Raw genomic sequence first — 24,850 nt, 5'->3', positions numbered from 1 at the left:
CGGGCGAGCGCGTCAGCGCGCTTCGATCACGTGTTCCTGCGCGCGGGCCATCAGCCAGCCTTCGCGCAGCAAACGGCGAATCTCGGTCGCGACGTCCGCGTCGAGCGTCGCCGGATATTTCGCGGTCACCGCGAAGATCTCAAAGCACGAGCGATCCTCGGACGGAAACGGCCCCAGCAGATCGCCGACCGCCGCATTGAAAATCTTCGCCTCGATATCGGGCTTCAGCGAGCCACGCAATACCTTGCCGATCACGCCGCCGGATTCGCGCGTATCGGCAATCGAATGCTCGCGCGCCATCTCGGCGAACGCGTCCGGATCGTCGCGCAGATACGAGATCATTTCCTTCGCCTTGCCGTCGCTGTCGAGCACGATATGGCTCACCTCGATCGCATCGAATTTCGGCGAATTGAGCGCGAAGTAATCGCGGATCGCCGCATCGTTGCCGATTTCATCGAGCATCTTCTCCTGATACAGACCATCGGTAATGAACACCTCGAACTCGTCGAGACTCACGTGCAGCGCGTCCAGATAATGATTCATATCCGCCGCGCGATGCAGTCCGCGCACGCGCCGGAACTGATCGGCGCGATTCTGGATTTCGTCGGCGCTCACCGTCACGCCCTGCTTTTTCGCCGCATGCACGGTCAGCTTGTCGCGCACGATCTGCTCAATCAGGCTTTCGAACTGGCCGGTCAGTTTCAGAAGACGAATGAACTCGGCGACGTCCACAACTTCGTCATCGATTCGCACAATCGCGGTCATTTGATTCGCTCCTTTGCTTGAGTGTTGTCGATCTATCGCGCTTAACCGGCCACCTGCCTGAACGGATCGAGACCGAGATCGATCAGGCGCCGCTCGCGCACCACGATTTCCGCACTGGCCGTCATGCCGTAACGCAATGGATAACGCGTGCCGCCTACCTGGTAATAGTCTTTGTCCAGCATTACGCGGCCTTCGTAGACCGGTTGCTTGTCGAGCACCGACGGCTTGGTCGCCGGCGAGATCGACGCGAGCGTGCCGCTGATCAGCCCATAACGCTGGTATGGAAACGCGTTGAACTTCATCTTGACCGCCTGGCCTTCATGCAGGAACGCGCGGTCGTGTTCGGCGATCTCGATCTTCAGAATTGGCTTCGCGTCTTTCGGTGCAATCCCGCCGAGCGGTGCATTCGCCTGAATCTTGTCGCCGCGCTGGGTCGACGTTACATCGGTAATCACGCCCGAGACCGGCGCGAGAATCAGCAGGAAATTGTCCTTGTCGATGTTCTCGAAACGCACGCGCGCGGCCGCGTCGGCTTCCAGACGCGCGCTTTGCAGCTGCACGCGCAGCTTGTCTTCCGCGACATTCGCGTCGCGCACCGCGGAGTCGTACTGCAATTGGAGGTCGGTACTTTGCTGACCGCTGGTCGCCAGTTGCGCATTGGCCTGCGCATATTCGTGGCTCAGGCGAAAATCCAGTTCCGCGAGTTTCGATTGCGCGACCCGGTACGCGTTATCCGCTTCGAGCGCGGCCGTGCGTTTCTGTTCGACCTGCAATTCGGCGATCCCGCCGCCGCCCGGCTGCGCGAATAGCTGCGAATAGCGTTCGAGTTCCTGATGCGCGGCTTCGCGCGTGCGCCGTGCGTTGTCGAGCGAGCTGCGCGCTTCGTCCAGTTCCGCTTTCTGCCCTTCGGCCAGCTTCGTCGTGCCTTCCGACACGCGGTTCTGGTGCAGCTTCTCCTCGACTTCGAGCTGGGCCTTCAGCGCCGCGGCCTTACGCTCCAGCAATGCCTTTTTCTGCGGAAACTGTTTCCATTCGCGCTCGGCGTCTTCGAGTTTCAACTGCGCCTGCAACGCATTGCTGGCCGCTTCGATCGCGCCGCGCGCATTGAGCCGCGCGAGCACGTCGCCTTTCGACACCGGCTGTCCTTCGGCGATATACACGTCCGCGAGTTCGCCGTCGATCGGCGCATAAATGCGCCGTACCTCCGAATCCGGCGCCAACGTACCGGGTGCGCTGACGATCACGTCCGCGCGGCCGACGAACGACCACAGCAAGCCCGCGACCACCAGCGCGACCATCGCCCAGATCAACGCGCGCGCAATGCGCACCGGCTCCGAGGTCAGAATCGCGATGCCTTCGACGCTGTGATCTTCGAGCGCCTCCGACAACGGCCTAGGGTGCGGGTCGCGTTTCACTCTGATCGCCTCCAATCAGCGCGAGCTTCGCTTTCAGCAGCCCGGGGTCCAATACCATCCGCAACTCGGTCAGCGAGCGGCGCTGTAGATCCGCTTCGGCGTCGATATCCGCGAGCAGGCGGTCGAAGTCGGCCGGATGATCGGCCTTCAGTTGCGTGTAGATGCGCATTCCCTGGTGCGCCGCCGCTTGCGCGTCCGACAGCAGGCGCGCCTGATTGCGAAAGCCCGCCGACAGGCCCGCTTCGAGCCGCTGCGTGCCGCCGATCGGCCCGGCTGCGCGATACGCTTTCCACAGATTCTGCGCGCGCACCAGCAGATCCTGCGCGCGGGTGAGCGCCTTGTCGTGCAGCGCGGCGACGTCTTTCTGGATCGACTGCACGAACCATGCGTCGGCCTGCGGGTCGAGACTCGCGTAGAACGACAGCAGCCGCTGGTCGTAATCTTTGCCGCCGCGGGTTTTCTGCAATTCGGCGTATTGATCCGCGAGCGTCTTCTTGTGCGCGGCCTGCGCAGCCACGACATCCGACCACGGACTCGCCGGCATCGACTGCAAATCGCCCAGCGCGTGCTGCATGTCGCCGCGCTGCCATTCGGCGTCCACCGCATTCTCCCGTTCGACGAGCGCCGCCGACGGCAGGCGCGTGGCCGCCAGTTGCCGGTACTGCGCCTGAAACGGCGGTGTGCTGAAACGCGCGGTTTTCATCATCGTCAGTAGCGACGTGAGCTGGCGGGCGAGCGCCGCGTTTAGCAGCGCGGTGTACTGGCGCAAATCCTCACGCACCCGGTCGAGTCCCGCGAGCCGCGGATAACGCTGCGCATAGTCGTCGAGTATTTGCGGCAGAGCATCCGGTTTGTCGTGCGCGAGTTCGCTGCGGATCACACCATTGAGCCGCTCGATCGCGGCGACGTACACCGAATCGTCGCTTTCGAGCTTGCGCAGATGACTGAGCGCCTGCGCGTACGGCTCCGCGAACACCGGCACATAGCCGGCGATGCGATCGAGCGCGCGCTGATGCGTGCGCGGGTCGTCGTCCCAGCGTTGCAGCAGATTGCTGATCGTCGACTCGTCCTGATACATGCGGATCGGCGCGTCGACGCCGCCGCGCGCCGCAACGAAGCGTTCGAGATCGCCGACCCATTGCAATTCGCCGACCAGCGCGCCGGCATCCACGTTGTCGGCGCTCAACGACTTCATGTCTTGCAGCAGTGCGTCGGCCTGATCGAACTGCGCTTTTTCCAGCGCATTGAGCCATCCGGGAAGTTTCCCCTTCAACAGTGCTTCGCTCGCCAGCGCGCGGATTTTCGTGTCGGCCGGATGACTGGCGAAATAAGCGCGCGCGGCCGTGACCGCGCTGCTGTAATCGCCGCTTGCCAGCAGGTTGCGCAATTCGCGCTCCGACGCGCCGTGCAGATATAAACCGGCGCCGATCGCCACCGCGATCGCGACCGCGACGACGCCGCCGGCCGCCGCGCGGCGCACGTTGATACGTTCGCCGTCCGCGAGTGCCTTGTGCAATTCGCCGGCTAAAAGACGCCAGCGGCGCGGCTGGCGGGTCGCGGCGTTTTTACCCGCTGCCCCGCGCGCGCCGCCCGCACCGCTTTTGCCGTGCGCCGCGCCAGTACCGTTGCCGTTCGCGTAATTCGCCTGATTCGCCTGATTCGCCTGATTCGCTTGATTCGCGCCCGCGCCCGCGCCGCGCGCCGTGCCATTCGCCGACCCGCCGCCGGCTCCGTCGCGCTTCGCGCGCGCTGAGGCCGGTTGCGCGGCTTCGTTCACTTCGTCCTCGCGCTGCACCGCCGGATCGACGCAAAAGATCTCGAGGAACGAATGCGCGGTGCCGACGAACGTGGTTTTGTCCGCATCGGCGGCGTGCTCGGCGGCGGCATTGAGGGCGAGTTGGGTCACGGTGGGTTCGACGTCGGACGAGTTTTGTAGCGACACCCTGTAGACGAAGTGATCGCCGCCAAATGCAACGACGTCGCCGTCGGCGAGTGCCTGCGCCGATTCGTCGAGCCGCCTGCCGTTCACGAACGTGCCGTTGGTGCTGCCGAGATCTTCGACGTACAGTTCGCCGCCTTTCAGAAACAGATGCGCGTGCCGGCGCGAAATGTAATTGACCTGGTGCGGATAACGGTCTTTATAGCGCGCGAACACGTCGTCGGTTTTGCTGACCAGAAACGGCAACGCGAGCACGTCGAGCGGTTGCAAACCGAGGTCGTCGCGCTGCGGCACCAGCAGCAGATGCGGCGCGGCGGGCGTACCGGCATTCGCGACGATCCGCGCGCGCGGCTCCAGCGCAACCCGATAGCATAGGTCGCCGCCGAAACACAGTTCGTCGCCCGAGCGGACACGTGCCGGCGTTTGACGTACCGCGACGCCATTGACCGACGTGCCGTTCTTGCTGCCGAGATCGGCGACGTACACCGCGCCATGCTCGACGAACACGCGCGCATGCCGGCGCGACAGAGCGGCGGTCCATTGGGGCGGATAGTCATTGAACGGGGCTTCGCTGCGGCCGATCGCGAACAGACTGTCGACGATCCGGATCGCGTCGAGCGCGGGGCGCTGCGCGGACACACGCGGCGTCAACACCACGTCGAACGCAGCGTCCTCTGTCGCGCGCATCTCTGCAATCGGGGCTTCGCCGGCGGCCATTTTCTCTGGATCACTAATCGTTTACCCGACACGGCGAGAGCGCGGCGGAAACGGCACGAAGAACTACGGCGCAACGACGTGGTTGTAAAGAGCCGCGCGAACGCTGACCCCTAAACGATTGTAAGTCACGCATGGCGAGAGTCAATTTGGATATCGTCGGTTGAAAAATACGCGGATAAGTCGTCAACAGCCGAAATACCCGCGCCGCGCGCCAACTCGCGGATTAGCTCAATGCTCCGTTACTTTTCGTTCGCCTGCGCCTGCACGTCGACACTCGGCCAGCCGCCGCCGAGCGCCTTATAAAGCAGTACCGTGTCGGACAGAATCAACTGGTGGTTTTCGAGCAACTGCTGCTGCGCGCCGAGCAAAGTGCGCTCGTCCTCGAACACCTCCAGCTGCGACACCACGCCGAGCCGCAATTGCGACTGGATCTGCGCGGCGACGATCTGCAGCCGCGCCACCTGCTGCTGCAATTCGAGCCGCTGCGCCTTATGCGCGCTCAGATTGACGAGTGCGTTTTCGACTTCCTCGAACGCGCCCATCACCGCCACCCGGTATTGCTGTTCGGCGACTTTGGTCTGCGCCTGCGTCACCTTGATATGCGCGCGCACATTCGGATCGAACAATGGGAAGTTGATGCTCGGCATCAGCCCGAACGTGAACGATTTCAGCAACTGATTAAGCGCGACACTCGCGGTGCCGCCTTGCGCGGTCAGGCCGATACTCGGCAATTGCGCGAGCTTCGCCTGGCCGACAAGGTCGTATGCCTCCAGCACGCGGAACTCGGCGGCCACCAGATCGGGGCGCCGCGACAGCAATTGCGCGGGCAGGCCGTCCGGCACGTCGGGCAATTTCACCCGCTCCTGCAAATGCCCTTGCGGGACTTCGAATTCGCCGGCCGGCACGCCGAGCAGCGTGCACAGCGCGTTATTCGCGACCGCGCGCGAGCGGCGCAGTTCGAACAGGTCGTGAGTCAGCCGGTTGATTTCGGCCTGCTGGCGCAGCACCTGGGTTTGCGGCGCCACGCCGTTGCGCGCCTGGCCCTGGTAGATCGCCAGGATCTGCTGATTGGTCGCGAGCGTCTTTTGCTGCTGCGCGATCTGATCGTCGAATTGCAGGATCTGGAAATAGGTACTCGACACGTTCGCGACCAGTTCCAGATAACCGGCGCGCCAGTCGGCCTCGCTCGCGTGGAATTCCGCCTTTTGCGCCTGCACGCCTTTCTCGACCTTGCCCCAGATATCGATGTCCCAATTCACCTGCGCGGCGAGGTTGTACGTCTTCGAAAACGGCTGGCCGGTCGTCGCGGTGTAGTCGATGCCCGCACCGAGGTTCACGGTCGGCAATTTGCCGGCCTGCGCCTCGCTGATCTGTGTGCGCGCGACGTCGATCCGCGCGGCCAGCACCTGAATGTCGAAGTTGCCGGCAATCGCCTTGTCGATCAACGTGTTCAGATAGGGATCCTGAAAGCCTTTCCACCAGTCGGCCTCGATCGTTTGCGCCGCGTTGACCGGGGCGCCCTTGTGATCCGTCCAGGCGGTCTTGGCCGGCGTGTCCGGCCGCCGGTACGCGGGCATGTTGAGGTCGATGCAAGCACCCAGCGAAAGCGCGCAGACCGTCACCGCGCAGGCAGCGCGCAACGCGTGCAACACGCGCGGCAGGGGCGACGATGCGGGCGATGAAGCGGGCGATGAATCAGGCAACGCTGACACGATGTTCTCCGATTGCACTCAACCGCTGCGCGGGTAAAGCGCCGCTTCGGGCCGAGCCGCGGCCGCGCGACTTCGGTGTTGAAGCGGCGCTGGAGTCGGGGCGGGGGTCGGCCGAAACGTGAAAGCGCGAAAGCGCGAGGGGTGCGTGGACAGGACGATTGAACGGAAGCTCTTTTTTATGGTCCGCCGGGTGCGGGGCCGGCCCGCGCGAGCGGTCGACTCGCGCGGGCGCGGCGACGCTTAGTGCTGATCGATGTTGTTGCTCGAATAGATGGCCGGATTAATGTTGGTCGTCGTGCCGTAGGTCAGTGCCGAGTCGTTGCCGTTCGCGCTCTGGATGTTCATTGCCGTGTTGATCATCTGCGTCGCGGTGAGGGTCTTGCTGTTGTTGGGCGCGCATACGGGCGCATAGGTGTACGAGAACGACGGCATCGGATAGCAGTAAGCGTTACCGCCGCGCACGGCGCTCATCGCCTTGCTGTCGAGTTGTTCGGCGTTGGACAGGTCCTTGATCATCAGCGTGTTCATGGCAAATCTCCGGGAAAAGGAAAGCGCATCGGATTGCGTTGGGGTTCGAGCAACTTGTCTGCTCGGACGCTACCGATGCATGGGCTATGCCAGTTGTGCGCCGTTTTTCCTATCCTGTCCTGAGCACCTTATGCGGAGGGACTTCCAGCAATGACGTTGATTTTCTACTGGCCGGCTTTACGCGGATAACAGTGATTGATTGGTGGCTTGCGTCCAACACTGCATCCCGCATTGTCGGCTTCGCGGCAACAGCCGTTCAACGCGCAATCACCGTGATCTTTTTCGAGTACACCGGCGGCGTGTGCGGCACATGCATGTCGTCGCCCATCAGCAATTGCAGCGTGTGCTTGCCCGGCGGCAACTGGATCATCGTTTCGGTTTCACCCGCGCCGAAATGCAGATGATGTCGGTCCGATGGAATTTCCTGATCGAGCGGCGGCAAGTCGGTATCTATCAGCAGATGGTGGTGACCTGTGTTCGGGTACTTCACCCCTTTCGGCGCGACGCCCATGAAGCGCAGCCCGAACCAGACCCGGAACGGTTTATTGGCGGCGACCACCTGGCCGTCGTTCGGATAGCCAATATACGCATAAGCGCCGGCAGGCGATGGCGCGCCGGCCCATGCGGGCCCGGGCAACGCCGCTGCCGCGCAGGCCGCCGCGACGACCAACGCAGCCGCAATGATCCTGTTCATGAGCTTTCTCCGTTGCGGCTAGTCTTTCACCACGGTGATCGTGATCTTCTTCGAATACACCGGCGGCACGTGCGGCACGTGATTGTGATCGCCGAGAATCAACTGCAGCGTGTGCTTGCCGGGCGGCAATTCGATACGCGCGTCGGTTTCGCCGGCGCCGAAATGCAGATGCTGGCGGTCCGACGGAATCTCCTGATCGAGCGCCGGCAGATCGGTGTCGATCAGCAGATGATGGTGGCCGGTATTCGGTACGGCGACGCCTTTCGGACACACGCCCATGTTGCGCAGTCCCATCCGTACCCACAGCTTGCCGCCGTGAATCACCGCGCCGTCGGACGGCCAGATGATGTACTCCTCGGCGCCCGGCGGCGACGCGGTCTGTTCCGCGCGCGCGGTTCCGGTGGCGCCAAAGCCGAGGCCGGCGCATAGCGCCAGGACGGTTGCGCATAGCGCCGCGCGCCAGCGCACAGTGCGGGCCGGCGTGGTATTCAGGTTGCCGAAAAGGAGAGGAACTCGGGTTCTTCGCATAGCGCATTCTCCCGTTGAGGAGGCATGGCTGGGCCCGGCTGTCGATGGCCTTCCGGGTGTTCGGGCAGCGGCTCGCGCGTGTCGCTCGGCGCACCGTCGCCTGGTTATAAACGACCGTATGGCGGACTTTGTGAATCAGCTTAGGACGTAACTTGCCAAAAAGATATGCAATGCTCGTTAACCGTATGACGCGTTAAGGACTCCCGCACAGTTATGCCGCCGGGCGCGTGCTATCGTTAATGAAAGGTTGCGGGTGGATGGCCGGTCACGGCATCGACATTTCGCTTGCGGCAGCCGGCGCATTGCGCGGGCAGCGTGGTCCTCGAATGCCTGAATTGTGTCCGCTGCGAACAGCATACGAACAAGGATACGAAGATGTGGCGACGATTCCTGCTGATATGCGTGGCTGGTGCAATCGCGATGCAGTCGGGCAATGCCGGGGCCGCTGCGGACAGGCTGACGAGTACTTCCGCATTGGCACCGGACGCGACGCAACGTTTCTCGCCATTTGCTTCATTACACGCCGACACGCAGTCGCGCCACGTCGCGCTCGTGATCGGCAATGGCGAGTACGGCGACTCCACCACTGCTGCGGCACCGGTCCGCACCAATGCGCCGCGCGATGCGCTGGCGATGCGCGACGCGCTCCGCGCGCGCGGTTTCGACGTGATCGTCCGCATGAATGCGACGCCGCCGCAAATGCGCGCGGCTCTCGGTGAATTTCAGCGTCGTTTGCAAACGGCCGATATCGGGCTGTTCTATTTCGCCGGACACGGAATGCAGATCGGCCCGCGAACGCTGCTGATGCCGGCGCAATCCAGTACGCGAGCCGTCATCGACTCGGCACCCGGATCCCGGCTCGAAAGCGGTGTCGATCTGAACGCGGTTTTGCGGGCAATGGAATCGCGCCGCGACAAGCGCTTCGATCTCGTGATTCTCGACACGTGTCTGGACAATCCATTTACGCCGGCCGCCGCGCGGATCGATAGCGCGGCTTTGCGCGCCAATACCGTGATTGCGTATGCGACGACGGCCGGCGGTTTCGCGGCGGACGGCGCGCGGCACGGCGTCTATACCGCTGCATGGCTGCATGCGCTGAACGATGCGCGCGCGTCTGCCGAGCCGCTGAGCGCGTTGTTCGAGCGCGTCGCCAGCGACGTTCGCGACGCGACCGGCGACGCTCAGCAGCCGTGGCTTGCCGCGCGGGGTTCTGCCATTTCGGTCGCGAGCACCGCCGACACACCGCGCGACGCGACGAGCGCGCATCAACCGCTGACACTGCACGGTCGCGGCATTTTGCCGAAAGACAGCAGCGAACAATACGAAATCACGTTCTGGGAGTCGATCAAGGACAGCAACTACCCGGGCGATTACGAGGCCTATCTGAAAGCGTATCCGAATGGCCGCTTCGCGCCGCTCGCGCATGCGCGGATCGATCGGTTGCGGGCGGCCGCCGCTTCCAATCCGGCTGCAAACGCACCGCCCGCGGCACCAGCCACGCATGCTCCGCAGACGCAGACCCCGCCGCCGGCACCGGCGCAGGCCGCTCGCCCGGCCGCGCCGGCCAACGCCCCCGCCGCCCCCGCCGCCCCGGCTTCGGCCCGTCCGTCGGCCGCCGCGCCCGCACCGCCGCCTGCCGCCGCGACAGCCAGCGCTCCGGCACCGCTCGCGCAGAAGACCGTCGCGCATCCACCCGGGCCCGGCGATATTCGCGACTGCCCGACCTGTCCGATCCTGATCGCGGTGCCCGCCGGCTCGTTCGCGATGGGCAGCAATACTGACGATCCTTCGGAGAGGCCCGTGCATCGCGTGAGCATCGGCACCGCGTTCGCGATCGGCAAATTTCCGGTGACGGTCGAGCAATGGAATGTCTGCGTCGCCGCCAATGCGTGCCCGAAGCTCACGCCCGAAAGCAACACCAACAAGGCCGCGCCCGCGCGCGATCTGAGCTGGGACGACGCGCAGCAGTACGTCAAATGGCTTGCCAAAACCACCGGCAAACCGTACCGCCTGCCCACCGAGGCCGAGTGGGAATACGCGGACCGCGGCGGCACCACGACCGCGTACTGGTGGGGCGACCAGATGCGTAAAGGCACGGCCAATTGCAAGGATTGCGGCGATCCGTGGCACAAGGAAGGACCGGAAAGCGTTGGCACGTTCAGCGCGAATCCGCTCGGCCTGCACGACATGAACGGCGGCGTGTGGGAATGGACCGCCGACTGCTGGCACAACTCCTACCAGGGCGCGCCCGTCGATGGACACGCATGGGACAGCCCCGGCTGCGAAGTGCGCGTGATTCGCGGCGGCTCGTGGCGCGAAGGCGGCGACTACATGCTCAGCGCAACGCGCTTCAAGTACAGCGCGAGCGTGCGGCAATCGCAGGATGGTTTTCGCGTGGCGAGAGATCTGCACTGAGCCGCGCTTCTTCATCGAACCGGTCACCGGCGACTTGCGAGCGGATCAACGCGCGCGCGGTTTCGTCGTGATCGGCGCGAAATCCGCGACGATATGCGCCGCTCCATACTTGCCGCCGATCTGCGCGAGCCGCGCATCCAGTGCGTGCAGATAGTCGGCGCGCGGCTCGCTTTCCGGGCGCATCGCGTCGAATAACTGCACCGGCGTAATTAACAGCACCAGCATTTCGGCGCCGAACGGTTTGGCGACCGTCCAGTCGCCGCCACTGCCGATCGTCGCCGAGTAGTTCGGCGGCGCCTGATTGTCTTTCATGCGCGGGCTCGGCACCACGTGCACGACGCTGCCGTCGAGCTGGAAATAGTCGACGGTCACGTACGAGTCGAAGCCCGGTGTGCTCAGATCGACCACCAGTGCATCGCCTTCGCTCAGCAGCCCGCTCGACGGCCGCACATGCAGCGACGCAATTCGACCCGCCTGCCAGTTGTGCACCCAGTACGGCGCCAGTACTTTGACGATGTCGCATTTGTCGTCGGCTAGCGGCTGCACGTCGAGCGATACGGTCTCGACACCCGGCACCGCGGCCAATGTGTCTTTCAGATGCGTAACGCCATAACGCTGCGAGACGAAACCGCGCAACGTCAGCGCGTGATCGTGCAGCGCCGGCGACAACGCCGAACAGGGTACCTGCGCGAGCGCCGGCGCGACCGCGGCGAGCGTCAGCGCGGGCTTCGGCGCAGCCGGTGCCGAAGCCGTCACAGATGGCGCCGCGGACGCCGCGGCAATCGATGCAGCGGCGGAGGTGGTCGGCGGCGCAGCGATCGAGCTGGCCGGCTCGTTCGCTACGCTCGTACCGCCGCCGTTTGGATTGGCAGTTGGATTGGCATTCGAATTCGCCGCCAGCGCCGACGCGCCGCCCGCGCGATCCACCTGGTCGGATCGCGTCGCCGCCACGTTCGCCGGCGCGGCTTGCCGCCCCGGTCCCGCACGAAATGCGAACACGCCGACCGCCGCCGCGCACACGAGCGCGAAACTCGCGAGCCCGGCCTTCGCGAGCGTGCCGGACTTTTCCGCGCGCGCCTCATTGTCGAATTCAGCGATAAAGCGCGCGACGCTCGGCATCCGCGTCGCGCGATCGAACGACAACGCGGAGCGCAGCGCACGCCATTGTCTCGCGTCGAGATTGGCCGGCCGCTGCGGCTTGAAATCCGCGTTGCGCGCCTGGGTCGCGGACAGCCGGTCGAACGGGTGATGACCGGTCAACAGCTCATAAGTGATGCAGCCGAGCGCGTAGATATCGTCGCGCGGATCGGGTTCGCGATGCTCGATCATCTCCGGGCTCGCATACGCGGGCGTCAACGCGCCGAGGCTACCCGGATCGAACACGGTCGCGTCGCTTTCTTCTTCCGGCCGCTGGAATACCCGCGCAATGCCGAAGTCGATCACCTTCACTTCGGCGTTAGTGGTCAGAAACACGTTGGCGGGTTTGAAGTCGCAATGCACGAAACCGCGTTCGTGTGCATACGCGAGCGCCGCGCACATCCCGCGCACGATCGGCAGCGCGGCGCGTACCGGCATACCCTGATAGCCGGGCGTGCGCAGCAGCTGGCTCAGCGGCTTGCCGCTCAGGTACTCCATCGTCAGATAGACGATCGGACCGTCGCGGTCGAAGTCGTACACGGTGATGATGTTCCGATGCGCGAGCACCTGCGCCTTGCGCGCCTCGCGCTGCAATGCGACCAGCGAATTCGGATTGCCGCGGAACTGGACGTTCAGTACCTTGATGGCGACGTACGGTTTGCGATCCGAAGCTTCGAGCTTGCGCAGATCGAGTGCTTTATAGACGGTGCCCATTCCGCCGACGCCGAGACACTCTTCGAGCACGAAGCGGTTATTCAGCGTGTCGCCGATGCCTTTGATCGTGTCCTGCCCGGCGCCCGACGGCGGCGGCGAAGTACTCGCGGCGCCCGCGCTGCCGACGCTCGACGAGCCTACCGAAGGCAGCTCGACCGTGGTCTGCAACCCGGTTTCGTCGCCGCCGGCCGCGACGTTCGACATGCGCAGCAACTCGATGCGCCTACGTACTTCCAGATAGAGATCCTCGGGTAACGGCGTTTGTTGGTGCGCGGCGCCGAGCGTATCCAGCAGTTGCGTCGGGCCGGCCTCGCCGGACGTCAACGCGCCGTCGAGCTGCGCGACGAATTCGTCGCGCGACAGCTCGCCGCTCTGGAAGTCGTGAATCACACGCGCAAGGCTAGCCATTTGTGCGAAGCACCGCCGTTGCCGCTGGGCCGTGTCGCATGCGACCGAAGCCACGCGGGTCGATAGAAAACCTGTCGTAACCAGTTACATGTGCCCTTTCGATACTAGCTCCCGGTCTGCGCTTTCGTAAACCAGGCAAACCAGGCATCACGCGCGCGAGCAATCGCGGGAGTGCGGGCGCGGTGTCGTGGATCGGCCAACAGCAATCGGTCAGGTGTCGGAGCGCCGCCACCGCTGCGAGCGTTCGCGCGCGCATCGTCTGCTCGTGCCGGGTTACCGCACCGGCCGCGGAGCCCTTATACGACGGGCTTTCGCCATTTTCTTCAGGATACTTGAATAACATTGGCACAGCCTGTGCATTAGTGATACCCGAGCAAACAAGTTGCTCAAAACCACTCGCAACACTGCGAATATTTCTTTCCGGAGACTGACCATGAAAACGCTGATGATCAAAGACCTTTCCGTCACCGAACAACTCGACAGCAAGGCAATGCGCACGGTGCGCGGCGGCTTCGGCCCGAGCCTGTACTACAACTTCAGCCCGTTCTCGGCGCCGAACAACAGCAAGACCCTCACCGCGACGCAAGTGATCAACAACGAGTTGAACTTCCAGAACGCCAACGGCAACAACGTTGCGCTGGCCGGCGGCGCCATTACGAATATGAGCCCGTACCTGGTCTCGAGCAACAGCGCCAACCAGTAACGCGTCGCGCGGCGAAGCACCTGCTCGCGCAGCTCGCTTCGCCGCGTTCCGCATCTGTTCGCCCGCAATGCATTTCAGGAGCAACGCCATGTCATCCCTCATGATTCGCGATCTGGCCGCCGCCCGGGAACTAGACCGCCGAAGCATGTCCGCGATCACCGGTGGTACCGGCAGCAACGTGCCGATGCCGTCGGGCGGACTCGGCAGTCTCGCCGGCATCGCCAACATCAACGTCACGGTGAACCAGAATCTGGTCCAGCAGCAATACGTGAACGTCGCGGCACTCAACAACATCGGCTCGATCGGCGCCAATGTCGTGCTGCCGCTCAAGCTCGACGTCTCCCCTTACCTGCAAGGCAGCAATTACGCCGCGGTGTAAGCGTGCGCAGCAGCATGGGAACGGGGTTGCCCCACTGCCGCTGCAACGTCGCCGCCACACCGGCCGGGCCCGCATTTCCTATACTTATAGTGCGTCGAGACCTCAGCACACCGAACTTCATACCGAACAACGTGCCAGCGCGGCGGCCGATTCCATCGCAGGATCGGCCGCCTGAGCGTTTTCGTGGAGCCGTCATGGCCAAGCTCATCATCAAGGATCTGACCGCCAGCGTCGAACTCGATCGCGAGGCAATGGCCGCGATCGTCGGCGGCGCCCGCGTCGGCGCGCGTTCGAGCATCGGCGCGCCGCTGGTGCCGCCCGCGACGCGGGTCGTCGAATATCCGCCCGGCTTTGCGGCCGCGCATCAGCGGATTGCCGATGTGGGTCTGGCGCGCAAGCGGCAGAGGCGCTAATAGTTGCGCTGGCCGCTGCGCCAATCCAACCATTCGCCACCGATTGGTGGGACGCGTGCCGACACTTCGATCCGACATCCCGCGCGCTCCGCGCGCGTGCTTGCCTTCGCTCTTCTCCCACCCCCTTGACTGGCTTTGCGCGTCAGCGTGCGCGCTAAAAATCGCACCACCTTCGGATCGATTGGCATAGCCCTTGCAGAAATCGGAGCGGGCGCCAGCGTGTGCGCGCCCATTCATCTCAAGGAGTATTGCCATGAAAGCCGCTGTCATCATCAAGGATCTGCCGCATCGGGCCGGCGACGCACCCCACGAAAAAACGCTCACCGTCGAGCAGATGAAACTGCTGCGCGGCGGCCGCTCTGTCGTCGTCACAGTCGACGGCGGCAGCACGGCCCACGTCGACGATTTCGAAATCAATACCGCAATCTTCGAAGGGCGCATTCACGGGACTTATCTATAGGACGCGCGACGTGTCCGCAATTGGAAATGCGGCACCCGGCCCGGGGCTTCCGGACGAAACGGGTGCCGCTCGACTTCCGGCTAGCATCTTCTTCTGCTAGGCACATGGTTTGCTTTTCAGGAGTAACCCCGCGGCTCTGCGCGGCCAATCTGTAAAAGCAGGTCCTATCAACCACACGGAGGTCACAACATGCTAGGAACCATTCTTCTGATCGTGCTGATTCTGCTGCTCATCGGTGCCTTGCCGACGTGGCCTCACAGCCGCGCCTGGGGCTACGGCCCGACCGGCGGACTTGGCGTTGTGCTGATCGTGGTGATCGTGCTGCTGATTGCCGGCGTGATATAGCCGATGCCTGCCTAACGGGCTCGACTGAATGCCTGATGGCCGCTGCTGGACCCGAGCGTTGCGATGCGCGGGCTGGCGGCGGCTTTGTTATTCCACCTTGTTGCCGCGTTCATTTCCGCTCGATCACGCCGGAGCCGTCTATGGAAAAGTTACTCGCCAATCAGGTCGCGCTGATTACCGGCGCGAGTTCGGGAATCGGCTACGGCGTCGCCAAGGCCCTCGCGAATGCCGGCGCCGCGGTCGCGCTCAACTACCATTCGCACGCGGAACCGGATGAACAACTCGCCGCCGAAATCGAACAGGCCGGCGGCTCCGCATTCGCGATTCAGGCCGATGTCTCGGATCCCGCCCAGGTCGACAAGCTGTTCGCCGCGTGCCGCGCGCGTTTCGGCGGCATCGATATCGTCGTCGCGAATGCGGGGTTGCAAAAGGATGCGGCGATCGCCGACATGACGCTCGACGATTGGCAGTTCGTGCTGTCCACCAACCTGACCGGTCAGTTTCTGACCTGCCAGGCGGCCGTCAGGGAATTCCGCCGGCGCGGGCCGAGTACCGTGTCCAAAGCGCTCGGCAAGATCATTTGCATGAGTTCGGTACACGAAGTCATTCCGTGGGCCGGTCACGTCAATTACGCCGCATCGAAAGGCGGTATCCAGATGATGATGAAATCGCTCGCGCAGGAGGTGGCGCCGGAGGGCATTCGCGTCAACTCGATTGCGCCGGGCGCGATCCGCACGCCGATCAACAAGGATGCGTGGGATTCGCAAGCGGCGCTCGACAAGCTTCTACAGTTGATTCCGTATGGACGCGTAGGGGATGTGGACGATATCGGCAAGGCTGCCGTCTGGCTCGCTTCCGACGAAAGCGACTACGTGGTGGGAACGACGCTGTTCGTCGATGGTGGAATGACTCTGTATCCGGGCTTTGCGGATAACGGCTAAGCGAGTTGCTTCACCGGGCCGCCTTCAATTAGTTTCGTCAGACGCAAGGCGCCGTTGCCACGTGAGCGCTTCACGTCCCTCAGGCACGCGAACTGCTGAATCTCCGTCGTATTCCAATTCGATACGAAGGAGAACACATCATGCCTTATCTGATCGGCTGGCTGCTTGGCGTTCCGTTGATCGTACTCGTGATTCTGTATCTGATTTTCCATTGAGGGTGCGCGGAGGCTGGAATCATTCGTTGTTCCGGCGGCGGTATCCGGCTGGTTTCAAATCAGCGGACCGCCGCCATTAACGTGCCCATCCCACCAGCAGAGTCCCCATCCGGCGGTTCACCGCGCGTAGCCGCGTCGGCCGCTACAGGACCGTTCGCAGCCGGTGAAAAAAAGAACGCCGTCAACGCGACGCCCAACGCAATGACCACCGCAAAAGTAGCTTGATCGGCACCGGCAAAGCAACGGTCAGAAGTGCAAAAAAGCACAGGGCCGAGCTAGACATACGAGAGACATGCGTCCACGCCCGGCGAGCGCGTGTCCCGGCGCGGGTAACGCCGGAATCCGCCCGCGTGCTTCTTCCTGTGAAGACGGCGAGACACCGCCGAGCAGCTTTTGGCTGCAAGAGACCGGCAGGCTGGATAGCTTCGGTCCGGACGGTTGTCCCGGGCATGAATGCATACTGAAAATATACCGACAGCCACGCCGGATAGGCTTCTTAAAGATAGACGCCAGCCCACTTGCAGCGGAATTATCTACACCTATAATTCGTTTCTACAAAATAACTTTCCGAGCCCGCCGATGACTACCCGACCCCGCCCGCTCGACGCGCTCGATCGCAAGATCATGCGCGCGCTGCAAAAGAACGCCCGCCTCAGCAACGCGGAACTCGCCGATCTGGTCGGCATGTCGACCACCGCGTGCTGGAACCGTACCCGTCAGCTCGAAAACGAAGGCTATATTCGCGGCTATGTTGCGCTGCTCGATCAGCAGAAGCTCGGTTTCGCCGACGTGGTGCTGCTGGAAGTCACGCTGGATCGCCACGACGACGACGCGCTCGCGCGCTTCGGCGCCGAACTCGCGACGCTCAGCGAAGTACTCGAAGCGTACCTGGTATCGGGCGATTACGACTATCTGGTGAAGGTCGCGGTAGACGGCACCGCGGGCTACGAACGTTTTCTGCGCGAAAAGCTCTACAAGGTCGCCGGCATTCGCCATAGCCGCTCGATGTTCGCGCTGCGCTGTATGAAAAGCATTCCGTCGATTGCGATCTGACTTTCACGCACTGCATCGAATAGAGCGCCCTGTGTTGCGGCGCTCCCTCTATCTGCCAACTCGCGTCGCGATTCTCTTATCTGCCGCTCAATGCGCGGCCTTTGAAGCGGCGATGATCGCATTGGCCACCGCCTGCGGCTGACTGAGCATTGCGACGTGGCTGGTGTCGACCCGTGTGACCTTCGCGTCGATGTTCTTCGCCATTTCCAGTTGCAAAGCCGGATCGATCATCCGGTCGCGGCCCGACACCACGAAATACGACGGCTTGTCGTGCCATGCGGCTTTGCTCACCTTGTCATCGATACAACTCGCGGCCCATGGCCCTTGGGTCGCCGCAATCAGGCGTTTTTGCGGGGTCGGCAGGTCTTGCGCGAAATCGTCGAGGATCGCTTGCGTCGACAGTGTCAGATAGCCGGCCGAGTCCTTCTGCAACTGGCTCGCCCAGACCGGCGCCGGCTTGCCCTTCGTGATGTCGGCAATCGACTGGCCGTTGTCCGGCGCAAACGCCGCCACGTACACGAGGCTCTTCACCTTGTCGTCATTACCGGCCTCGCTGACCACGACGCCGCCCCACGAATGACCGACCAGAATCACCGGTCCGTGCTGCTGTTCGATCACGCGACGCGTGGCCGCGACGTCGTCGGCCAGCGAACTCAGCGGGTTTTGCACGGCGACCACGTGCAAACCACGCGCTTCGAGCAGGGGAATGACTTTGTCCCAACTGGAGCCGTCGGCGAATGCGCCGTGTACCAGCACGACGTTCTTGCCCTGAAGGTCGTCGCCCGGCGCGGCCTGCGCGAGCTGTGTCGCCTGCAACGTGAACAGTCCGCCCAGCAGCAATGCGGACCCGAGGATTTTTTTCAGCAGTGTGGTCATGGTGTTCGTCTCGACAGGTTGGCGATAGCGTTTTACGTTTATTCAGGCTCGGCCGTCCGTGCATTTACGCGCGGACGGCCTGCGGGTCGCATCGATCACGAGTGCGCGTAGATCGAGCCGAGACCGACGACGTTCGAGTCGTCCGCGCGCGGAGCCAGCACGTGCTTGATCGGCGCGCGCGAGCCCGTCGCCGAAGCTTGCTGCGCGACACCGCCATAGGCGCTGGCAGCCACATCGTTGGCGGCGCTGACTCGCGCCTCGGCCGCCTGGATGTTCTGCGGGTACTGGGTGTTGTCGCTTGCCGGGCTGTAGCCCGCCTTCTCCAGCTGGATCAATTCCGCGCGCACATCGGCACGCGAGAGCGCGTGCTGCGTTTGCGATTGAGCGAACGATGCAACGGGAGCAGCAACGAGGGCAGCGACGAGCAACGATTGAACGAGTTTCATGAGTCTTCTCCGGTTATCAAAAGCATTCAGGGATCAGGGATTCAGCAGTTCATGCGGAGGACCGTTCAAAGCCGATAAGTGCTCGGGTCCCGCCTGCTTCAACGCAACGTTGTGAATCAACCTTGCATGACTACATTTGAACCCGCGAGCGTATCTGCAATGTTTTCGTTACCCCCTATTTATGCAAGCATGTTTGTCTGTGTAGGGAATTGACACATTGCGATACAAACGCGCTTTGCGATTTATTGCGGGCGTAAAAAACCCCAGCCGTCGGATGCCCGATTGCTGGGGTTTCGAGTGCAGCGGGAAGCCGGCTTAGCCGGCCCTTCGCTCAGAGCCGCACGACGTCAAGGATCGCCTGTGCGAATGCCGTCGGCGCTTCCTGCGGCAGGTTGTGACCAATGCCGCCGGTCAGATTGCGATGCTGGTACTTGCCGGTGAACTTCTTCGCATAAGCAGCCGGGTCCGGATGCGCGGCGCCGTTCGCGTCGCCTTCCATCGTGATCGTCGGGACCGCGATGGTCGGGGCGGCAGCCAGGCGTTTTTCAAGCTCATCGTATTGCGGCTCGCCTTGCACGAGCCCCAGGCGCCAGCGATAGTTATGAATGACCACCGCGACGTGATCCGGGTTATTGAACGATTCGGCGGTCCGCTCGAAAGTGACGTCGTCGAAATTCCATTGCGGCGACGCGGTGTGCCAGATCAGTTTGTTGAAGTCGTGACGGTTCGCCTCGTAACCCGCACGGCCGCGCTCGGTGGCGAAATAGAACTGATACCACCAGGTAAGTTCGGCCTTCGGCGGCAATGGCGCGCGATTCGCTTCCTGACTGCCGATCAGATAACCACTCACCGACACCATCGCCTTGCAGCGTTGCGGCCACAATGCCGCGATGATGTTCACGGTGCGCGCGCCCCAGTCGAAACCGCCGAGCACCGCCTTATCGATTTTCAGCGCATCCATCAGATTGATGATGTCGACCGCGACCACCGCCTGCTGGCCGTTGCGCGGCGTGTCTGCCGACAGGAAACGCGTACCGCCGTAGCCGCGCAGATAAGGGACGATCACCCGATAACCCGCGGCCGCGAGCAACGGCGTCACTTCGGCGAAGCTATGGATGTCGTACGGCCAGCCATGCAGCAAAATCACGACCGGGCCGTTTTGCGGGCCCGCTTCCGCGTAACTGATGTTGAGCGTGCCGGCGTTGATCGAGCGAATGTTCTCGAACGAGGTTATGCGAGTGGCCGCGTTTGCGGTGCCGGTCGACTGTGCCTTTGCGAGCCCGCTCAAACCCAGTTCGAGCAGGCTGACACCCGCGACGGTCGTACCCAGAAAGCGACGGCGCCGGCTATTGATCTGATCCGACATGCTGATTCTCCTTGAGCGCGGCGGTGACGCCGGTTTAATCCTGATCTACGGATGCGCGGCAACGCGCGGTGAACGCTGTCGCAACATCTGGAGCGAATAGTGACAGCGTCAGGTACTATCGGCAAGAGCAACTAAGTTCACGTTTCGTTGCCTTATAAGCAACAGGCAATCGCCGTCGGGGTTATCACATGCGAGAGATCAATCAGCAACGCCTGCGCTACTTCAACGAAGTGCTCACGCACGGCACCATTCGCGGCGCCGCCGAAAGCATCAATACGTCGCCGTCGGTCATTACGCGGCAGATCAAACTGCTCGAAGACGAACTCGGCGCGGTGCTGTTCGAGCGACAGCCGCGCGGCGTCAAGCCGACCGAGGCGGCCGCGCATCTGCTCGAATTCTGGCGTGGCTATCGTTCGCAACAGGAAAAGCTCGAAGACCAGCTGCACGCACTGAAAGGCCTGCAACGCGGGCAGATTCGGCTCGCGGTCAGCGAGGGTTTCGTCGACACGCTGGTCGACGATGTGCTCGTGCCTTTCTGCGCGCAATATCCGGAACTCGAAATTGGCATGGACATGCTCGCGGTCGATGCGATCCAGCACGAAGTGGCGGAAAGCCGTGCGCATATCGGGCTCGCGTACAACCCGCCGCCGCACGCGCGGCTCGAGTATCGCGCGAGTTCACCGCAGCCTGTCGTACTGTTGCTGCGCAGCGACCATCCGCTCGCGAGGAAAAGGCGACCCGCCACGCTCGACGATCTGCGTGCCTATCCGCTTGCGCTGATGCCGCCCGCCTTCGGAATCGGTCACGTCGTCAAGATGACGGAGTTGGCCGAAAACATCTCGATTCGCGCGACGTTGACGACCAACTCGCTTAGCGCGCTGAAGCGCTTCGTGACGGTCGACAACTTCATGACGCTGATCGGCGAATTCGCCGCGTACCGCGAAATCGCCAGCGGAGAATTGACGACGGTACCTATCGCGCATCCGCTATTTGCCGGCGCGCAGGCACGCGTGCTGGTGAAGACCGACCGGCCGCTCGCGCCGGGTCCGTTGGAATTGCTGCGGTGGATTCAGGAGAGGATGCCGATGTTTGCGCAGCCTGTTGTGAAAGGGGCTGGAACGGCGGGCGGCAGGGGGTCTGCTGGGCGCAAACGTCAGCGTCAGCGCAGCAACGGTTGATTCCGGGCAAATCTTCTGTTCTCGCTTCTCTATCCTGTTCGCCCGCCTGCGGGAAGTCGCGCACGAAGAAAGACACGGAAAAACAAGGAAGACCGTCCGACGCACGGCCTGAATGAAACGGACGACCAGAACGGCTGAACGTCACGGAAGTGAGAGGGATTCCGGCGGAGCGCCTCGCTCCCTCTCATTTCTGCCCCATTCTGTTACAGAGGGCCACACATCCAGGCGCAACTGCCACCTTTGCAAATCGGGGCTAGCTCAATCGCTATTTGCTGAACGGCAAGTCCACCGTCAGCACGCCTGAACACGACATCGTCCGTCATAACGACAGGATCCACATAGATATTTCTACTTGGGATGCCAAGCTCCATCAGATATGCTTTTATCGCGTCACCACGGCGCTTCTTCAACACGTCCAGATCGCGTTCGCCAATATATGCCCCCGCGCTTACGGTTGCCTGAATCCCCACGGCGGGCGACGGCCATGTCTTTGTATCTTCGACGGCATCTGCAATTATCACCATATCTTCTTTTGTGAGTTCAATAGTGTTGAACGGCAACTCAAATCCCATATTCTTCAGGAAGCGGCATGCGGTTGACGGCATGGACTTGCCATCCGATCGGTCAGCGTATGCAGCATCGAAGAAGGCGGGGAATATGACTAATGCGAAAATCACCGCAACGCGCCAATAATTCGTCCCTCGTTTCATTACGACACTACCCTATCGAAGGTTGCTACGTATCCGGTGATACTATCGGCGTTCTCGATTGCCTTATGGGGCTCGCGCTGGGCCCATATGCTGATCCCTCTTTCCCTATCTCCATACATATGATCCTCCGATTCAAATGTGTCATTAAAGTGGGTGCATTCGTGAATTATCGTTTTTACTTTACAAGCGTCATCCAACTTACCAAATGGGCTGCCACAAAAAGCCGAATGAATCGCAATAATCCGCTTTTCCGAATCTGGCTTGCACACCGAGGCTTGGGTTTCCGGCTTGCTTGGCCTCAGGCTACATGACATCGGCTTACCTGTTCTGCTGTCCCACCGAATGATTTTCGGGCTCCAACTCCTGCATCGCTTTTAAAAGCCGCGGCAGTCTCTCGCCGAGATAATTTCGTAGCGCTATATCGGAGCGACCGAAGTAGGTTTGCGCGCGCTCCTGCTCCTTTTCTTCCCAGAGTGCCACAGCCTTGATGCGTTGTTTGACCAAACTAACGCCGACATCGCGTGCCCTCATGACTTCTTTTCTGAACACCTTATTGCTCATGTTTGGGCAGATCAGCGTAGTATTGATGACCACTTCCACCAATGAATTGGGGTTCGCGTTTGTCCATGACCCAGGATGAACAACGACCCCATCGTCATCTTCCACTTCGGTCGGAACTCTGAAGCCGTACTCATTTTTATTCATAACTCATTCTCCAATTCCAAAGTTACATGCTCTAATCGCGAGGTTTCGATGCGCTCGGTCATGCCTTGTGAATTCGTCACTCCGGACTGAATCGGCTTGCCACTATCGAGAATGCGGTACGGCACGTTTGAGACCGGATTGCCCTCGTCATCCTTGACGTCTGTGCGTACGACACATCCGGAAATCCCTTGAATATCCCGAACGTCACGCGGCATCGATGACACTCCCGCCCCGCGGAGCCCTCGAACGCTTCTGCGAATTGCCTTTTCATTTCCGCAACGATCTCCGCTGCGGGCCGCATCCTCTCCGGCATATGTTTTCTCCTCCTAATCGTCTGACTGCTTGCAGAACGTAGCGGAGAATTAGCGCGCGCGTCTCTCTGACTAATCCGAAAAAGGAATTAGCATTCTTCTCAATAAAACAGGGCCGACATCATGCCAGTGTCGACTGGCCTTAAAGCATTCGGGGATTGTGTTACTCAGGCTGCCCGTTATAGGAAGTACTTGAATGGACTTCGCGCTTTCCGCTGCGCGCCTCACGAGGGCACGGCCAGACATTGGCGCGGGAAGAGATCGCCCCCTGGCCTGCTACACCACTCAAGCCGTCCACGCGCCGGGCAAATTGTGTCGCAATGTATCAACCGGCCCCCGATACACAGAACCTTGCACACCAACCCACTCGCCGACATAAACCAGATACGCGCGAGCGTTCCAATACGGCCATACCAGCCAACGGAGCGCACACCATGCACAGTACTCTCGAAACGCCACTCGCCTTGCTCGCCGGGCTGCTGACAATTGCTTCGCCCTGCGTGCTGCCGGTCATGCCGATCCTGCTCGGCACGTCCGTCGAACAGCCGAGCCGCACGCGGCCGCTGTTCATCGTCGCCGGCTTTATTCTGACTTTTGCGTCGTTCGCGCTGCTGCTGGGTACGGTATCGAGCACCGTGCACGTCGCGCAGCAGGTGCTGCGCAATACCGGCATCGCGTTACTCGCGCTGTCCGGGCTGATGCGCGTATGGCCGCGTCCTTATGACTGGCTCGTCGCGCAGCTGCAGGCGCCGCTCGAACGGATCGGCGCGGCGATCACGCCGGGCTCGTCCGGCGGCCAACCCGGCACCGGCAACGCTGGCGGCTTCGTGCTCGGGATGTCGCTGGGCGCGGTGTGGACACCGTGCGCCGGACCGGTGCTGGCATCTATCCTCGTGCTGGTGGTGAAAGCTCAGGACCTCGGCTGGTCGGCGCTGCTGCTCACGCTGTATGCAATCGGCGCAGCGATTCCGATGCTCGCGATCATCTACGGCGGCCATTACGTAACTCGCCACGTGCGCGCCGTGTCGCGCCACGCGGAACGTCTCCAACAGGTATTCGGTGTACTGGTGATGCTGACCGCACTCGCCATCTATCTGCAATACGACGTGCTGCTGTACGCCCGGCTCGCCGCTTTTTTCCCTTCACTGAAAGGACTTTGACATGACTACCCAACTCAAGACATTCGTGCTGTCTACGGCCTTCGCCGCCTGCGCCGTGATGGCGGCGAGCACCGCCGCGCTCGCCGCACCCCAGGTCGACGCGTCGACGGCGCCGGAATTCACCGGCATTTCGCAATGGCTCAATAGCGAACCGCTGAAGTTGCAGCAATTGCGCGGCAAAGTCGTACTGGTGGATTTCTGGACCTATAGCTGCATCAATTGCGCGAACACGCTGCCGTATGTGAAAAGCTGGAACCAGAAGTACAAGGATCAGGGGCTGACAGTGATCGGCGTGCATACCCCCGAGTATCCGTTCGAGCGCGACACCGGCAACGTCAAGACGGCGATCAAACGGCTCGGCATCACCTATCCGGTCGCGCAAGACAATCAGTACGCGACGTGGAATGCCTATAACAACCAGTATTGGCCTGCGTTTTACCTGATCGACAAAAAAGGGCGGATCGTCTATTCACACTTCGGCGAAGGCGAGTACGCCCAAACCGAAGCGAAGATTCAGGCACTGCTCGCGCAAAAAGATTGAAGCGCGGTACCTGTTATAAAAAAAACCCACCCGCACCTGAGCAATCAGGTTCGGATGGGTTTTTTATTGCGGAGCC

Annotated in this window: 26 protein-coding genes; 11 read left to right on the top strand and 15 right to left on the bottom strand. The window is 62.1% G+C overall.

All coding sequences use genetic code 11. The features are described from left to right. Positions 1 to 12: 12 nt before the first annotated feature. The 7 genes from LJ656_RS09045 to LJ656_RS09015 form a co-directional block, all read right to left on the bottom strand. Positions 13 to 765 carry a peptidylprolyl isomerase gene (locus LJ656_RS09045; RefSeq protein WP_230508948.1) on the bottom strand — a complete coding sequence of 251 codons (753 nt, stop codon included), beginning with the start codon at positions 763 to 765 and terminating at the stop codon, positions 13 to 15. A 41-nt stretch (positions 766 to 806) separates the two neighbouring features. Next, positions 807 to 2,180: a beta-barrel domain-containing protein gene (locus LJ656_RS09040; RefSeq protein WP_230508947.1), complete on the bottom strand. Its 1,374-nt coding sequence runs from the start codon at positions 2,178 to 2,180 to the stop codon at positions 807 to 809. Beyond that, the gene (locus LJ656_RS09035; protein WP_230508946.1) at positions 2,158 to 4,836 is read right to left on the bottom strand and encodes an FHA domain-containing protein; all 2,679 of its coding nucleotides are present in this window, start codon (positions 4,834 to 4,836) and stop codon (positions 2,158 to 2,160) included. Before LJ656_RS09035 ends, LJ656_RS09040 begins: the two co-directional genes overlap by 23 nt. 239 nt (positions 4,837 to 5,075) lie before the next feature. After that, a complete protein-coding gene (locus tag LJ656_RS09030; RefSeq protein ID WP_425605914.1) occupies positions 5,076 to 6,548 on the bottom strand; it encodes an efflux transporter outer membrane subunit in 1,473 nt (490 codons plus the stop codon). Positions 6,549 to 6,788: 240 nt separating this feature from the next. Beyond that, positions 6,789 to 7,076 (bottom strand): hypothetical protein, encoded by a 288-nt coding sequence (locus LJ656_RS09025; RefSeq protein ID WP_230508945.1) that lies wholly within the window; start codon positions 7,074 to 7,076, stop codon positions 6,789 to 6,791. A 256-nt stretch (positions 7,077 to 7,332) separates the two neighbouring features. Beyond that, positions 7,333 to 7,770 (bottom strand): DUF4399 domain-containing protein, encoded by a 438-nt coding sequence (locus LJ656_RS09020; protein ID WP_230508944.1) that lies wholly within the window; start codon positions 7,768 to 7,770, stop codon positions 7,333 to 7,335. An 18-nt stretch (positions 7,771 to 7,788) separates the two neighbouring features. Continuing rightward, complete coding sequence (locus LJ656_RS09015; RefSeq protein ID WP_230508943.1) at positions 7,789 to 8,298, bottom strand: DUF4399 domain-containing protein; 510 nt, start codon at positions 8,296 to 8,298, stop codon at positions 7,789 to 7,791. Positions 8,299 to 8,673: 375 nt separating this feature from the next. Between LJ656_RS09015 and LJ656_RS09010 the strand changes: the two genes are divergently transcribed. After that, positions 8,674 to 10,713, top strand: coding sequence for an SUMF1/EgtB/PvdO family nonheme iron enzyme (locus LJ656_RS09010; RefSeq protein ID WP_230508942.1), 2,040 nt, complete (start codon positions 8,674 to 8,676; stop codon positions 10,711 to 10,713). Positions 10,714 to 10,758: 45 nt separating this feature from the next. On the opposite strand, the gene LJ656_RS09005 is transcribed toward LJ656_RS09010, so the two are convergent. Then, on the bottom strand, positions 10,759 to 12,972 hold the full coding sequence (locus tag LJ656_RS09005) for a serine/threonine protein kinase (protein ID WP_230508941.1): 2,214 nt from the start codon (positions 12,970 to 12,972) through the stop codon (positions 10,759 to 10,761). A 433-nt stretch (positions 12,973 to 13,405) separates the two neighbouring features. Between LJ656_RS09005 and LJ656_RS09000 the strand changes: the two genes are divergently transcribed. From LJ656_RS09000 to LJ656_RS08970, 7 genes are all read left to right on the top strand, one after another. Then, positions 13,406 to 13,675: a hypothetical protein gene (locus LJ656_RS09000; RefSeq protein WP_230508940.1), complete on the top strand. Its 270-nt coding sequence runs from the start codon at positions 13,406 to 13,408 to the stop codon at positions 13,673 to 13,675. 88 nt (positions 13,676 to 13,763) lie between these two features. After that, positions 13,764 to 14,054 (top strand): hypothetical protein, encoded by a 291-nt coding sequence (locus LJ656_RS08995; protein WP_230508939.1) that lies wholly within the window; start codon positions 13,764 to 13,766, stop codon positions 14,052 to 14,054. Between the two features lie 194 nt (positions 14,055 to 14,248). Then, positions 14,249 to 14,467 (top strand): hypothetical protein, encoded by a 219-nt coding sequence (locus tag LJ656_RS08990; protein ID WP_230508938.1) that lies wholly within the window; start codon positions 14,249 to 14,251, stop codon positions 14,465 to 14,467. 253 nt (positions 14,468 to 14,720) lie between these two features. Further along, positions 14,721 to 14,927 carry a hypothetical protein gene (locus LJ656_RS08985; RefSeq protein WP_230508937.1) on the top strand — a complete coding sequence of 69 codons (207 nt, stop codon included), beginning with the start codon at positions 14,721 to 14,723 and terminating at the stop codon, positions 14,925 to 14,927. A gap of 189 nt (positions 14,928 to 15,116) precedes the next feature. Next, positions 15,117 to 15,272, top strand: a complete 156-nt coding sequence (locus tag LJ656_RS08980) for a DUF3309 family protein (protein ID WP_230508936.1) — start codon at positions 15,117 to 15,119, stop codon at positions 15,270 to 15,272. A 140-nt stretch (positions 15,273 to 15,412) separates the two neighbouring features. Then, positions 15,413 to 16,213: an SDR family oxidoreductase gene (locus tag LJ656_RS08975; RefSeq protein ID WP_230508935.1), complete on the top strand. Its 801-nt coding sequence runs from the start codon at positions 15,413 to 15,415 to the stop codon at positions 16,211 to 16,213. A gap of 794 nt (positions 16,214 to 17,007) precedes the next feature. Continuing rightward, entirely contained in the window at positions 17,008 to 17,481 is a 474-nt protein-coding gene (locus tag LJ656_RS08970; RefSeq protein WP_230508934.1) for an Lrp/AsnC family transcriptional regulator, read from the top strand. 87 nt (positions 17,482 to 17,568) lie between these two features. Here LJ656_RS08970 and LJ656_RS08965 read toward each other — a convergent pair whose 3' ends face one another. From LJ656_RS08965 to LJ656_RS08955, 3 genes are all read right to left on the bottom strand, one after another. Continuing rightward, a complete protein-coding gene (locus LJ656_RS08965) occupies positions 17,569 to 18,357 on the bottom strand; it encodes an alpha/beta fold hydrolase (RefSeq protein ID WP_230508933.1) in 789 nt (262 codons plus the stop codon). Positions 18,358 to 18,452: 95 nt separating this feature from the next. Further along, a complete protein-coding gene (locus LJ656_RS08960; protein ID WP_230508932.1) occupies positions 18,453 to 18,803 on the bottom strand; it encodes a DUF4148 domain-containing protein in 351 nt (116 codons plus the stop codon). Positions 18,804 to 19,134: 331 nt separating this feature from the next. Next, on the bottom strand, positions 19,135 to 20,169 hold the full coding sequence (locus LJ656_RS08955) for an alpha/beta fold hydrolase (protein ID WP_230508931.1): 1,035 nt from the start codon (positions 20,167 to 20,169) through the stop codon (positions 19,135 to 19,137). Between the two features lie 188 nt (positions 20,170 to 20,357). On the opposite strand from LJ656_RS08955, the gene LJ656_RS08950 reads away from it, so the two are divergent. Beyond that, entirely contained in the window at positions 20,358 to 21,347 is a 990-nt protein-coding gene (locus tag LJ656_RS08950) for a LysR family transcriptional regulator (RefSeq protein ID WP_230508930.1), read from the top strand. A gap of 203 nt (positions 21,348 to 21,550) precedes the next feature. Here the strand turns inward: LJ656_RS08950 and LJ656_RS08945 are convergent, their stop codons facing one another. Genes LJ656_RS08945 through LJ656_RS08930 form a run of 4 tightly spaced genes read right to left on the bottom strand, consistent with a single transcriptional unit; the run spans position 21,551 to position 22,977 of the window. Further along, entirely contained in the window at positions 21,551 to 22,057 is a 507-nt protein-coding gene (locus LJ656_RS08945; RefSeq protein ID WP_230508929.1) for an OmpA family protein, read from the bottom strand. Continuing rightward, complete coding sequence (locus LJ656_RS08940; RefSeq protein WP_230508928.1) at positions 22,057 to 22,371, bottom strand: M35 family metallo-endopeptidase; 315 nt, start codon at positions 22,369 to 22,371, stop codon at positions 22,057 to 22,059. Before LJ656_RS08940 ends, LJ656_RS08945 begins: the two co-directional genes overlap by 1 nt. Positions 22,372 to 22,375: 4 nt before the next feature. Continuing rightward, complete coding sequence (locus LJ656_RS08935; protein ID WP_230508927.1) at positions 22,376 to 22,762, bottom strand: M35 family metalloendopeptidase; 387 nt, start codon at positions 22,760 to 22,762, stop codon at positions 22,376 to 22,378. After that, the gene (locus tag LJ656_RS08930) at positions 22,759 to 22,977 is read right to left on the bottom strand and encodes a hypothetical protein (RefSeq protein ID WP_230508926.1); all 219 of its coding nucleotides are present in this window, start codon (positions 22,975 to 22,977) and stop codon (positions 22,759 to 22,761) included. Before LJ656_RS08930 ends, LJ656_RS08935 begins: the two co-directional genes overlap by 4 nt. Before the next feature lie 530 nt (positions 22,978 to 23,507). On the opposite strand from LJ656_RS08930, the gene LJ656_RS08925 reads away from it, so the two are divergent. Together LJ656_RS08925 and LJ656_RS08920 are read left to right on the top strand one after the other, a co-directional pair. Continuing rightward, complete coding sequence (locus LJ656_RS08925; protein WP_230508925.1) at positions 23,508 to 24,233, top strand: cytochrome c biogenesis CcdA family protein; 726 nt, start codon at positions 23,508 to 23,510, stop codon at positions 24,231 to 24,233. Between the two features lies 1 nt (position 24,234). Continuing rightward, positions 24,235 to 24,774 (top strand): thioredoxin family protein, encoded by a 540-nt coding sequence (locus LJ656_RS08920; protein ID WP_230508924.1) that lies wholly within the window; start codon positions 24,235 to 24,237, stop codon positions 24,772 to 24,774. Positions 24,775 to 24,850: the final 76 nt, after the last annotated feature.

The sequence above is a fragment of the Paraburkholderia sejongensis genome, from assembly GCF_020880815.1.
Taxonomy (GTDB): Bacteria; Pseudomonadota; Gammaproteobacteria; order Burkholderiales; family Burkholderiaceae; genus Paraburkholderia; species Paraburkholderia sejongensis.
This window is presented reverse-complemented; position numbering and strand designations above follow the sequence as displayed.